At 55.6% G+C, this 12992-nt stretch carries 15 protein-coding genes; 1 reads left to right on the plus strand and 14 read right to left on the minus strand.

Annotated elements, in window-relative coordinates:
- Positions 1-100 precede the first annotated feature (100 nt).
- From acpS to rpoE, 12 genes are all read right to left on the minus strand, one after another.
- Entirely contained in the window at positions 101-481 is a 381-nt protein-coding gene (gene acpS, locus IEX40_RS06980) for a holo-ACP synthase (protein ID WP_188746615.1), read from the minus strand.
- Entirely contained in the window at positions 478-1251 is a 774-nt protein-coding gene (pdxJ, locus tag IEX40_RS06985; protein WP_188746617.1) for a pyridoxine 5'-phosphate synthase, read from the minus strand. The genes acpS and pdxJ overlap by 4 nt, the downstream gene beginning before the upstream one ends.
- A gap of 3 nt (positions 1252-1254) precedes the next feature.
- Entirely contained in the window at positions 1255-1938 is a 684-nt protein-coding gene (gene recO / locus IEX40_RS06990) for a DNA repair protein RecO (protein WP_188746619.1), read from the minus strand.
- Between the two features lie 9 nt (positions 1939-1947).
- The gene (era, locus tag IEX40_RS06995; RefSeq protein WP_188746622.1) at positions 1948-2871 is read right to left on the minus strand and encodes a GTPase Era; all 924 of its coding nucleotides are present in this window, start codon (positions 2869-2871) and stop codon (positions 1948-1950) included.
- Positions 2868-3557 carry a ribonuclease III gene (rnc, locus tag IEX40_RS07000; RefSeq protein ID WP_188746623.1) on the minus strand — a complete coding sequence of 230 codons (690 nt, stop codon included), beginning with the start codon at positions 3555-3557 and terminating at the stop codon, positions 2868-2870. Before rnc ends, era begins: the two co-directional genes overlap by 4 nt.
- The gene (locus IEX40_RS07005; protein WP_188746626.1) at positions 3554-3931 is read right to left on the minus strand and encodes a DUF4845 domain-containing protein; all 378 of its coding nucleotides are present in this window, start codon (positions 3929-3931) and stop codon (positions 3554-3556) included. The genes rnc and IEX40_RS07005 overlap by 4 nt, the downstream gene beginning before the upstream one ends.
- 11 nt (positions 3932-3942) lie before the next feature.
- Complete coding sequence (lepB, locus tag IEX40_RS07010) at positions 3943-4755, minus strand: signal peptidase I (RefSeq protein ID WP_188746628.1); 813 nt, start codon at positions 4753-4755, stop codon at positions 3943-3945.
- 8 nt (positions 4756-4763) lie between these two features.
- The gene (lepA, locus tag IEX40_RS07015; RefSeq protein ID WP_188746630.1) at positions 4764-6563 is read right to left on the minus strand and encodes a translation elongation factor 4; all 1800 of its coding nucleotides are present in this window, start codon (positions 6561-6563) and stop codon (positions 4764-4766) included.
- 140 nt (positions 6564-6703) lie between these two features.
- Positions 6704-8071: a DegQ family serine endoprotease gene (locus IEX40_RS07020; protein WP_308421594.1), complete on the minus strand. Its 1368-nt coding sequence runs from the start codon at positions 8069-8071 to the stop codon at positions 6704-6706.
- A gap of 99 nt (positions 8072-8170) precedes the next feature.
- Entirely contained in the window at positions 8171-8608 is a 438-nt protein-coding gene (locus IEX40_RS07025; protein WP_188746635.1) for a SoxR reducing system RseC family protein, read from the minus strand.
- 4 nt (positions 8609-8612) lie between these two features.
- Positions 8613-9446 carry a MucB/RseB C-terminal domain-containing protein gene (locus tag IEX40_RS07030; protein ID WP_188746636.1) on the minus strand — a complete coding sequence of 278 codons (834 nt, stop codon included), beginning with the start codon at positions 9444-9446 and terminating at the stop codon, positions 8613-8615.
- 67 nt (positions 9447-9513) lie between these two features.
- Positions 9514-10101, minus strand: coding sequence for an RNA polymerase sigma factor RpoE (gene rpoE / locus IEX40_RS07035; RefSeq protein ID WP_188746638.1), 588 nt, complete (start codon positions 10099-10101; stop codon positions 9514-9516).
- A gap of 245 nt (positions 10102-10346) precedes the next feature.
- Between rpoE and nadB the strand changes: the two genes are divergently transcribed.
- Complete coding sequence (gene nadB / locus IEX40_RS07040; RefSeq protein ID WP_188746640.1) at positions 10347-11954, plus strand: L-aspartate oxidase; 1608 nt, start codon at positions 10347-10349, stop codon at positions 11952-11954.
- Here the strand turns inward: nadB and IEX40_RS22260 are convergent.
- Positions 11927-12481, minus strand: coding sequence for a protein YgfX (locus IEX40_RS22260; RefSeq protein ID WP_373286475.1), 555 nt, complete (start codon positions 12479-12481; stop codon positions 11927-11929). The genes nadB and IEX40_RS22260 overlap by 28 nt on opposite strands.
- Positions 12369-12623 carry an FAD assembly factor SdhE gene (locus IEX40_RS07045; RefSeq protein WP_188746641.1) on the minus strand — a complete coding sequence of 85 codons (255 nt, stop codon included), beginning with the start codon at positions 12621-12623 and terminating at the stop codon, positions 12369-12371. Before IEX40_RS07045 ends, IEX40_RS22260 begins: the two co-directional genes overlap by 113 nt.
- Positions 12624-12992 lie beyond the last annotated feature (369 nt).

The following is a 12992-nucleotide window of genomic DNA, read 5'->3' on the forward strand; positions in this document are numbered from 1 at the left end:
GACCCGGCCTGGTGGCAACGGCCCTGTTCATTGTCGCAACTTCTACAGGCAAGAGGTTAATAGCCCCCTGCTCAGGGGTAATTAGCAAACCGCTTGCCAGTTAGGAGAAGGCTTCTGCGATAACGGTGGCGACCACGTAATGCTGTTCATCGCTATAGGAAAGGTGCCAGCCGGAAATATTGAGGGTGTCGGCGATCTCGGCGGCTCGTCCACTGAGTTCCAGCAAGGGTCTGCCGCTATCGGCATGGTAAATGCTGAGCTGATGCCAACCGACCCCCTTTGCGATGCCGGTACCCAGAGCTTTAACCGCTGCTTCTTTCGCCGCAAAACGTTTGGCCAGAAAGCGAGCCGGCATGTTCGACTGCTCGAAATATACCAATTCAGCCTCGGTCAGTATTCGCTGCGCCAACCGAGGCGTACGCTCCAACGCCGCCTCGATACGCGCGATCTCCACAATGTCGGTGCCCAGGCCTGCGATCATCGCCGTACGGCATCCCGCTGTGCCTGTACCCGCTGCTGAGCGCGATCCATCAGGTCACGCATCTCTACGACGGCCTGCTTGATCCCGACAAAGAGGGCATGCGCGATCAGGGCATGGCCGATATTGAGCTCATGCAACTCGGGAATCTCCGCGACGGCCTCCACATTGTGATAGTGCAGGCCATGCCCGGCATTGACGATCAGACCAAGCTCCCGTGCCCTGCGTGCCGCCAGCTTCAGCCGTTCGAGCTCAGCTCGTTGACGATCCGGCGTTTCGGCGTCGGCGTAGGCGCCGGTGTGAAGCTCAATGACCGGCGCCTGGCAGCGCGCTGCCGCCTCAATCTGACTCGGCTCCGGATCGATAAACAGCGACACTTCGCTACCCGCGGCACTCAATCGGCGGCAAGCAGCAGCGACCTCGTCAAAATGACCGCTGACATCGAGGCCGCCCTCGGTCGTTAGCTCCTCGCGCTTTTCCGGCACCAGGCAGACATGAGCGGGGCGGATCTCCTCGGCAAAGGCGAGCATCTCCTCGGTGACAGCCATCTCCAGATTCATCCGCGTATTGAGTACCTCGGCCAGCACGCGCACATCCCGCTCCTGGATATGACGGCGATCTTCCCGCAGATGGACGGTTATGCCATCGGCGCCAGCCTCTTCTGCCAGCAGCGCACCGTGTACCGGATCGGGATAACGGGTGCCACGCGCCTGACGCAGTGTGGCGATATGGTCGATATTGACGCCCAGCAGAAGGCGGTTGGGGTCTACCACGGGTTACTCCTTTATTCTTGTGAATAATAGACGGCTGTTCAACGGACGCTCTCCGAGCAGTTCCGCAAGTGCTTCACGCATCAAGCGCTTGGCGCTGCGACGTACCTCCACGTCCTCATATCTGTCTTCGGCGATGGCCAGTAGATGTTGTCCCGAATAGCGATACATGCCCTCTACTGCGGGCACCAGCCCGCGCTGCGGCAGGAAGCTATAGGTCATTCGGGCATCCAGCCCCGCCAGCCCCAGCCCGAAACCTAGCTCATCCAGCAACTGATGTTCGAAGGTACGCAAGGCACCCTCGATATCCTGGCCCAGTTGCAGCTCGTTGAGCACGTATCGGTAGTATAGGAAAAGCCGCGGGCAGGGCTCCTCAGGCTGCAAAAGACGCTGCAGAAGCTCGTTGACATAGAGGCCGCACAGCAGCGCCGTGCCACCAAGTGGCGGTTGTACCTCCACACCTTCGACTGCGCCCAGATTCTTCAGTTCATGACGCCCGTGCCAGCCCAGTTGCAGCGCCTGAAAGGGCTGAAGCGATGAACGCAAACGGGAACGCGGCCGACGCGCACCGCGCGCGACCACACTTATGCGGCCATGCTCAAGGGTCAACAGGTCAACCAGCAGACTGCTTTCGAGGTAGGGCCGGCTATGCAGTACGTAACCCGCCGATGACTCGACCCTTTGACTCATGGATCAAACTCACTCGTGTCGGTAACCCAGGCTGTGCAGCGCACGCTCATTGTCCGCCCAGCCTCGCTTTACCTTTACCCAGAGATTGAGCATGACCTTGCAATCAAACATGCGCTCCATATCCTGGCGCGCATCACGCCCTATCCCTTTCAACACTTCGCCCTTGTTGCCGATAACGATCCGCTTTTGCCCTTCACGTTCGACCAGGATCAACGCACTGATCGTCAGCAGCCCCCCCTCATGGCGGAACTCCTCGATCTCGACGGTGGTGCCATAGGGCACTTCGTCGCCGAGATTACGCATCAGCTTCTCTCGAACCAGCTCCGCCGCGACGAAGCGCGAGCTACGATCGGTAATCTGGTCCTCAGGGTAGAGATGGACGCCCTGCGGAATGTAACGCTCGACTACCTCTTCAAGGTGAGTGACGTTATGCCCTTTTTCGGCCGAAACAGGCACGATTTCAGCAAATTCAAGCTTTGCTGAAAGTTGCTCCAGCTGGGGTAGCAGGACCCCCTTATCCTTGAGCAGGTCCACCTTGTTGACCGCCAGAATCACCGGGCAGCGAGCAAACTTCAGCTTCTCGAGAACCGCCTCGTCCTCCTCCGTCCAGGCGGTACGGTCGACGATAAACACGATCACATCAACGTGACGCAACGCCTCGGATGCCGTCTGGTTCATGTAGCGGTTCAGCGCCCGCCCCTTATCATCGATATGCAGTCCCGGGGTATCGACATAGATAACCTGCAAGTCATCTTCGGTCTTGATACCCAGTATCTGATGCCGGGTGGTCTGCGGCTTTTTCGAGGTAATACTGAGCTTCTGTCCGAGAATCCGGTTCATCAGAGTGGACTTACCCACATTCGGACGTCCGACGATGGTGACATAACCGCAGCGCTGTTCACCGCCCAGCTCATTGTCGAGGTGCTCACTCATGCTTTGCCTCCACTAATTTCCAAGGCGGTCAATGCGGCGCGTGCAGCTTCCTGCTCAGCCTGCCGACGACTGCTCCCCACACCCTCAGTCGGGCTTTCGAGTAGCGACACCTCACAACGGATACGGAAGGTCTGCGCATGAGCTTCGCCCTCGACCGACAGCAACTCGTAATTGGGCAGCGCTTCGCGACGGGACTGGAGAAACTCCTGCAGACGTGTCTTTGAATCCTTCAGCGTCTCGTTCAGATCCAGCTCCTGCAAACGGGACTCGAACCATTTCAGTATAAACTCACGCACGCAGGACAGATCGGTGTCGAGGTAAATAGCGCCAATAATCGCTTCAACAGCGTCCGCTAATATCGAGTCACGGCGAAATCCGCCACTTTTCAACTCGCCCGAACCCAGGCGCAGATAGTCGCCGATATTCAGTTCGCGCGCGATTTCGGACAGGGTTTCGCCCTTCACCAGACGCGCGCGCAACCGGCTCATCTGGCCTTCACGCGCGGCTGGAAACTTGTGGTACAGCGCCTCCGCAATAACGAAGTTCAGGATAGAGTCGCCAAGAAACTCGAGACGCTCGTTGTTGCGTTTGCCGCAACTACGGTGGGTCAACGCTAGCTCGAACAGGCCGGGATCTGAAAAATCGTGTCCCAACCGACGTGCCAGCTCATCTATAGGTTTTATCAAGGTTTCGTAACTTCAAAGTGCTCTTTAAATACCACCACGGCATCGACGTTATAAAACATCGGCACACGTGTCTCGTAATCCAGATCGAAGTGGAGCACCCCCTCTTCGAGCTTGATCTTCAGTGATTCACGCTCGGGCAGGCGCACCTGGTTGATCCCGAAGCGACGATCCAGATCGCGCTTAATTTCAGGTATAGGTTTTTTGAGTTCATCCTGATCAAGCGTCACGTTCTCCACAATCGATTTGATCGTCCAATGGTCCATGTAGGGCGTATAAAGCTTGAAACCGACGGTAAAAAACACGCCTGCTACCATAATCACGATCAATGTCGCCAGTATGGAAGCACCCTGTTCTCCGCACCTGTATCCGCGCATCCTGTTCTCCTTTACTTGATTGAACGAACTGCACCGAAGTCCGGCAAGCTCAGCAGCTCTGACCAATGCATCCAGACCGCTACCGCCTTGCCAACCAAAAGCTCATCCGGTACGAAGCCCCAGTAACGGCTATCGTTGCTGTTATCACGGTTATCGCCCATAACAAAATAGTGCCCGGCCGGCACCGTCCACTGAGCATTCAGCGTGGGTCGCCCAATGTCGCGATAGATCTCGTGCTCCGCTTCGCCGAGCGTCTCCTTGACCAGCAGCCGCTCCGGACTTAACGGGGGTAGCTGAGCCAGTAATGACTGACTCTGTGCCTCGCCATTTATATAGACCACCTTGTCACTATAGGTCACGACATCCCCGGGCAATCCAACCACACGCTTGATGTAATTGATGCTCGGCTGCTCCGGATACTTGAAGACAACCACATCCCCGCGCTGGGGCTCATCAAGCGGCAGGAACTTGGTATTCAACACTGGTAGACGCAGCCCGTAGTGATATTTATTGACCAGGATATAGTCACCCACCTGCAATGTGGGCAGCATCGAGCCGGAAGGGATCTGGAAGGGCTCATAGAGAAACGAACGCAGCAACAACACGAGCCCGAGAACCGGGAACATGGAACGCGACAGGTCAGCCCAGCCACTCGGTTGTATCAGTTGCTTGCGCGCCTCTTCCGGCAGGGCGCCCCCCGCCTTTAGTTCGGCTTCCGCCAATCGCAGCCGCCGCCGGGGCACGAACACCAACATATCTAACAACCAGAGCACACCGGTAACGAACGTTGCCAGCACCAGAATCAGGGCAAAATCGAAATTCATCCTTAGCCTCAGCTATCCACTTTCAGTACAGCGAGGAAGGCATCCTGGGGTATTTCGACCCGACCCACCTGCTTCATCCGTTTCTTACCCTCTTTCTGCTTCGCGAGCAGCTTCTTCTTGCGGCTGACATCACCGCCATAACACTTGGCCAACACGTTCTTGCGTAGCGCCTTAACCGTGGTCCGCGCGATGATCTTACCGCCCAACGCGGCCTGGATCGCAACGTCGAACATCTGCCGTGGAATAAGCTCTTTCATCTTCTCACACAGGATACGACCGCGGTACAGCGCGTTATCCCGGTGCAGGATCACAGCCAAAGCATCCACCTTTTCGCCGTTGATCAGTATATCCATGCGCACCAGCTTGGCCGGATCGAAGCGTTTAAAACTGTACTCAAGAGAGGCATAACCGCGACTGACCGATTTCAGTCGATCGAAGAAATCGAGCACCACTTCAGCCATCGGCAGCTCATAGCTCAGCTGAACCTGACTACCGACAAACTGCATGTTTTTCTGCATCCCGCGTTTTTCGACACAGAGACCGATCACAGAACCGAGGTGGTCCTGGGGAACGAGAATATTGGCCTCGACGATGGGCTCACGCATCTCTTTGATTGCGCCGGGATCCGGTAATTTGGACGGACTGTCGATATAGACGACCTCACCATTCCCCATCTCGACCTCGTACACTACCGTCGGCGCAGTGGTGATCAGATCCAGATCGTACTCACGCTCAAGCCGCTCCTGGATGATCTCCATGTGCAACATGCCGAGGAAGCCGCAGCGGAAACCAAAGCCCAAGGCATCAGATGTCTCCGGCTCGAAGAACAGCGAGGCATCGTTCAACGTCAACTTATCCAACGCGTCACGAAAATCCTCGTAGTCATCCGCACTGGTCGGGAACAGACCAGCGTAAACCTGAGGCTGTATACGTTTAAAGCCGGGCAAACTGGCCACATCCGGCGTTTTCGCATGCGTAAGCGTATCGCCGACCGGCGCGCCATGAATATCCTTGACACCGGCGACGACAAAACCCACCTCGCCCGCACGCAGCATACCGGTCTCTGTCTGCTTCGGTGTGAAGATCCCCACCAGTTCAGCCTGGTGAGTCTGACCGGTGGACTTCACCAGGATCTTGTCTTTCTTCTTCAGCGTGCCCTGCTTGACGCGCACCAGGGAGACCACGCCCAGATAATTGTCGAACCAGGAATCGATAATCAGCGCCTGCAGCGGTGCGTCCACGTCGCCTTCCGGAGCCGGAATCACCTTGATCAGCGCTTCCAGCACATCCTCGATACCCATACCGGTCTTCGCCGAGCAGGCGATAGCGTCGGTGGCGTCGATGCCGATCACCTCCTCTATCTCATGCCGAACACGCTCGGGTTCAGCCTGAGGGAGATCCATCTTATTCAGGACTGGCAGCACCTCCAGCCCCTGCTCGATCGCGGTGTAGCAGTTCGCAACGGACTGCGCCTCAACCCCCTGCGCCGCATCGACAATTAGCAGGGCCCCCTCGCATGCCGACAGCGACCGCGATACCTCGTAGGAGAAATCGACGTGCCCCGGGGTATCGATGAAATTGAGCTGGTAGGTGCTGCCGTTGTTCGCGGTGTAGTTAAGGGTGACGCTCTGGGCCTTGATTGTGATACCGCGCTCACGCTCGATATCCATGGAATCGAGGACCTGCGCGGCCATCTCCCGCTCCGACAGCCCGCCACAGATCTGTATCAGACGATCGGCCAAGGTCGATTTACCATGATCGATATGGGCGATAATTGAGAAATTACGTATATGGTCCAGCTTGCTCACAATAGGGCTACTCGGTTCGAACTGACGACGGAGAACGGCGTTACAAGAAGCGCAGCAGTTTACCGTATTTCCCTTTACACAGCACGTAATGTGAACTTCACTGCAATGAAAAAGGGGACTCTCGCCCCCCTTTTACGCTCTTAGTTTTGAGCCAGCTTCAGCGGTATAAACAGAGGACTGCCGCGACGCACGATTCTCATCGGCACCGAGCGATCCGTTGGCAGCTCGTCCACCACTTCGCCGAACTGTTCGGCGGTTTCAATCTGAATGCCGTTGAGCATGGTAATCACGTCACCGGCTACCACTCCCGCACGTGCTCCAGCGCCATCTGCCACCTCGGTGACCATGACGCCTGAGCGGACATTCCACTTCTCACGATAAGGCTCGGCAAGAGGTTCAACCTTAAGACCCAGACGGTTCACTGTCGCCGGCTCTACCGGCGATAGATTAGCCAACTCCTGGCCTTCATCAGGCAACAGACCGACCACCACTTTGATCGACTTCCGCTGCCCATCCCTGATCACATCCATCTCGGCCTCGGTACCCGGCTTTACTCTACCAACCAGGTGCGGCAGATCTGAAGATAGCGCAATACTGCGTCCGTTGAATGCAGTGATCACATCCCCTTCGAGCAGCCCTGCTGCCTGAGCCGGGCTGTCCGGTAACACCTTGGCGACCAGCGCACCGGCGGGCTTGTCGAGCCCGAACGACTCGGCCAGATCACGGTTGACCTCCTGAATAATCACGCCCAGCCAACCACGGCTGACATGCCCCTGACTTTTGAGCTGCTCCGCGACATCCATTGCCACATCGATGGGGATGGCGAAGGACAGGCCCATAAACCCTCCTGAACGGGTGTAGATCTGGGAGTTGATACCCACGACCTCACCGTCCAGGTTAAACAGGGGACCACCGGAGTTACCGGGGTTGATCGCCACATCGGTCTGAATAAATGGCACATAGGTCTCGTTTGCCAGGGCACGCTCCTTGGCACTGACAATTCCCGCTGTGACAGTATGATCGAAACCGAAGGGTGAGCCGATAGCGAGCACCCACTCACCAACCTTGAGATCACGGGCCTTACCCACCTTAACAACGGGAAGATCTTCAGCCTCTATTTTCAGCAGTGCTACGTCCGAACGCTCATCGGTGCCGACAATTCTGGCCTCCAACTCGCGCCGGTCATTTAACCGGACCAGAACCCGCTCCGCGCCCTGCACAACATGATTGTTGGTCAGCACATAACCATCGCCGGAAATGATGAATCCCGACCCCAGCGACTGCGGGGCACGCTTCGGCCGGGGCTCCATCTCAGGCAAGTTCCGGAAGAAATGACGGAATATTTCAGGGATATCCTCGGCATCCGGCGCACCAAACTGACCTAGCGGAGAGTTACGCTCAGACTCCGTCGCCTGCACGGTACTGATATTGACGACTGCCGGTGAAGACTCCTCGACCAACTCCGTAAAATCCGGCAGCGACGAGGATGCCTGAACCAAAGGCGTCATCAGCAGTATCAAATAGGATAGCGAAAGAATTCCGAGACTCTTAATCTTCAATTTTGAGTTCATTGCGCTCTCGAATATCTCTATGAACATACATCAGCGTCAGGCAAGTCGCAGAAGTACTGGCTGATAACAACTGCCATCCTCAACAGGACGAGAGGTATACCAGTTAACCCCCACAAAGCCCGCAACCAACCCTGCAACAGCAGCCAAAATTTGGAAGCCCTCCCCCGCCCCGAAAGCTCGGGCAATCAGCGCTACCACGACAAGCAAGATGAGTGGCACCAAGTATATCAACATCGAGGCCTTGATCAGGCTCCCCTCCTCCAAACCAACCACTACGGACTGACCGACACTCGGCTTCAGGCCGTTCGGATTGATAACGGAGAGTTCTACCGAGCTGCCGGACATCCAGTCGGCCAATGCGCCTTGCCCACAACTTTTTTTCGCGCTACAGGCTGCACAAGCACTCTGCCGGCTGGCTTCGATCCAGACCTCACCTCCCTCTATACGAGAGACATGAACAAGCTCTTCAATCATGACACTACCTAATCGGCCTCACATTCGAGGCGATACGATCTGCAATCATCAGCGGAATATCACCAACCACCGTAACAAAATTATCACCCTGTCGCCGTCCCACCGCGACCACGCCATCAGCTTGCGCCACACCTTCGGTCGAGCGTTGATATCGGCGAGGCTCAACTGTCACGGAAAACGAGCCCTCTCCGCTGGAGTACATCATCACCTCTCCGTGCGGCAGCATGTCATGCCTGACAGCTTTATAGCCATCAGGAATCCACGCTGTCTGCCATTTAGGTTGACCCAGATTGAGTAACTGATGGTGTTGATCGATATAACTCTTCAAGCCCTGAGAAAGCCGAATGACATCCGACTGCTGGCTCGATGATGGGCTAACCCGTGCCATATCACCAAACTGAGCACGCACCAGATCGTTGGATATGGGTATGGCGGGCGCCAGTTGGGTGGTACTGGAAGCCTGTGAGGAAGCAGGCACATTATCACTGGTACCAAAGTTATTGGCGCCCAAAATAATGATTGCGGTTACTGACGCCGCCACTGCCATACTGGCAACCGAACGCCATACGCCGCTCATTCCATGGCCAGCATCACGTTTGGCTGCCAAGGAGACCTGAAGCGGCGGCTCTGTCTCCAAGGCGGACGCAAGCCTTGAGCTCAGATCATCTCGACACAACCCCAACGCTTCGCCTCTAAGTACCGACCTAACGACCTGATAGCGGCGCCAAGTCTGACCAAGGTCCTCATCCTCGCCAACCTGCTGTAGTAGCCGCCGGGTCTCAAAGTCATTGGCCTGACCATCCATCAGGGCCGACAGCCCTTCCTTACACTCACTCATGGCTCATTCCTCAACATGCAAGGGCATAGTAGCGGTTGAATCACACACATTCTTTATTTGTTCCGGCTCAAGGCTCAAGCAGCGGCTTTATCTCTCGGTCGATTGCTTCTCGAGCGCGAAATATACGTGAACGCACGGTACCGATCGGACAGTCCATAATGCTGGCGATATCCTCGTAACTCATGCCCTCAAACTCTCTCAACGTCAGTGCAACCCGTAAATCCTCGGGCAGCTGATCTAACGTCTGCTTAACCACCCGTTCCAACTCATCGCGATACAAACTGTTTTCGGGTGTTTCGATCTCCTTCAGCTCATTGTCTCCCTCTAGGTAATGAGCATCGGATACATCCACATCGCTATCCGGAGGACGCCGACTCCTCGCCACCAGATAGTTTTTTGCCGTGTTGATCGCTATACGGTACAACCAAGTATAAAAAGCGCTCTCACCACGAAAATTCGGCAGTGCCCGATAGGCCTTGATAAAGGCCTCCTGAGCGACATCCAGAGCTTCGCTATGATCGTAAACATAGCGACCTACCAAACCGATTATTTTGTGCTGATACTGTTTAACCAACAGATCGAAGGCGCGTTTGTCACCTGCCTGTACTCGTTTTACAAGTTTCTGGTCAGCAGCGGCCTGACTCTCATTCGACACAGGGATTCCTTCACATCACGCTCACAATACACTGCCCAAAAGTTCGGGCGCTTAGCCAAAGAGTATGTCGTCCACAACTAATGCATTGCAATAAGAATCCTGCACTGACCCTATCCACAACGTAAGAGCAATCGACCTTGCTTAAGTTCCCCGCCAGAGAGAATATTTTCCCTGCACGCTGCCCCACCACGCGAACAGCGTGCATAATAAAACTTTGGTACTGGATATAAGGAACTGACGGGTAGATGAGTGTGCATGAATATGATGTCCTGATCGTAGGCAGTGGAGCGGCGGGACTCACTCTGGCGCTTAACCTCCCGACCACTGCGCGCATCTGTGTCCTCAGCAAAAGCGAGCTAGAAAACGGCTCAACCTGGTTTGCCCAGGGAGGCATAGCGGCCGTATTGGACGACGGAGACAGTATTGACGCCCATATCCAGGACACGCTCGTAGCAGGCGTCGAATTAAGCAGACCCGAGTCCGTTAATCACACTGTTTCGGGCAGCCGCGACGGTATCCAGTGGCTGATCGATCAAGGCGTACCCTTTACCCAGGAACAGGAAAGCTACCACCTCACCAAAGAGGGCGGACATTCACACCGGCGTATCATCCATGCCAGTGATGCCACCGGGCGGGCGGTTGAGGAAACCCTGATAGAAAGAACCAGCCGGGCAACCAATATCGACCTGCGCGAGCATCATATTGCCGTAGACCTGATAACAAGGCGCAAGCTGCACCTGCCAAGTAACGCCTGTATCGGAGCCTATGTTCTGAATTCGATGACCGGCCATGTCGACGTATTCAAAGCACGCCACGTAGTGCTCGCCACAGGCGGTGCCTCCAAAGCCTACCTGTATACCAGTAACCCTGACGGATCTACTGGTGATGGCATCGCCATGGCGTGGCGCGCCGGTTGCCGGGTGGCCAACATGGAGTTTAATCAGTTTCACCCCACATGCCTCTTTCATCCCCAGGCCAAGTCCTTTTTGATTTCCGAGGCCGTTAGAGGTGAGGGAGGGATACTGCGGTTACCGGACGGTACACGTTTTATGCCGGCTTTTGATCAAAGAGCGGAGCTGGCCCCTCGAGATATCGTCGCGCGCACTATAGACCATGAGATGAAACGCCTGGGTTGCGAGTACGTCTATCTCGACATCTCGCACAGGCCTGCCAACTTTATTCGCAACCACTTCCCGACGATATACGAACGCTGCCTAAGCTATGGCATCGACATTACGCGCGAAGCCATTCCGGTGGTACCCGCCGCGCACTACACATGTGGCGGTGTAATGACTGACCAGGCCGGCCGCACTGATCTGAAAGGCTTGTACGCTATAGGCGAAACAGCATTTACCGGTTTGCATGGTGCCAACCGTCTGGCATCCAATTCGCTGCTGGAATGCGTCGTCTACGGACGTTCTGCCGCAACAGTAATCAGCGAAGCATTGTGCGGCGAGCAGCAACAACTGCCAGACGTGCCCAGCTGGGATGAATCCCAGGTAACCAATTCCGATGAGGATGTCATCATCGCCCATAACTGGGATGAACTGCGGCGCTTCATGTGGGACTACGTGGGCATTGTCAGAACCAACAAGCGCTTACAGCGAGCCCAGCATCGCATAGAACTGCTGCAGCAGGAGATCACCGAGTATTACAGTAACTACAAAGTCAGTCGGGATCTGATTGAGCTGCGTAACCTTGCTACGGTTTCTGAACTCATCATCCGTAGCGCCATGTTGCGCAAGGAGAGTAGAGGATTGCACTATACCCTGGACTACCCGGATCTCGCACCGGAGCGCAGAGATACAATACTCGCGCCTATCAATTACCCATGGCCGGAGGCATCTCGCTGAGGCGGAGGAGCCCACCTGATCGCAATTGCCAGGCGCCGCCACTCCTCAGCGCTCACCTGATCGGAGGTCAGGATTAACCATACCGGCAAAAACCGGCCTCGCGGAATCAGACTAAGCACCGTCGCACCCGGCATGACCAACTTCTGACGTATTTCATCGACCGGCAGCCGTTCACCATTGGCCAGCTCAAGCAACAGCTGCTTATGATCTGGGAACCAACTCAGGCCGATTACATGTTCGCTCGGGTCTGGCCGGATAAAACTCCTAGCAGAGAGAACGGCCGAGAATAGCACTAACATCGCGCATATTGAGCGCGAGAATGGCGGCAAACCAGCATAGGATATCGAGGCTAGCGCTACGAGATGAGCGCTAGCGACGGCTATCGGCAGCCTGAACGAGGGACGAAACCTTAACTCAAGCGGGCTGAACGCGCTCGAGTATGATCTTGACGATCCTTGCAAGATCCGGGTCCTCCGGAACTGCCCGCTGCATAAACCAGAGAAAGAGATCCTGATCCTCGCAGGCAAGAAGCTTCACAAAACGATCCTGGTCGTCTGAGGCCAAACTGCGAAACGCCTCCTCCACAAAAGGAACGAACAGCACATCCAGCTCCAGCATGCCGCGCCGACTCTGCCAGGCCAGGCGTCTAATATCTTCTTCGGTGTACATTTCACATCTCGCAATTCGGGCTAGTCATAAGCTGCTATTTAACCCACTTTCGACACGGGCCGCCATAACCAAAGTCAAAATCATAAAAGCAAAAAACCCCGACACCTTTCGGTACCGGGGTTCTTCACTCCCTTTCGGGATCATTAGGTGCCTGGCGATGATTCCACGTCTCTATTGTCACCAGGCAAAACTGGAACAAATCGAGATCTAAAAGATTCTTGTCAGCAGTGTTGTTGTACTGCCCTGTCTTGTCGTTCGCTACAAGCTTCAACCGGTGCCACCTTGCTTCTTCAGCAGGGGCTCATCGATCTACATATTCAACTTTCAAACGCCTTGGGCGTTATATGGTCAAGCCTCACGAGCAATTAG

Source organism: Marinobacterium zhoushanense, from assembly GCF_014641945.1.
Classification (GTDB): Bacteria; Pseudomonadota; Gammaproteobacteria; order Pseudomonadales; family Balneatricaceae; genus Marinobacterium_D; species Marinobacterium_D zhoushanense.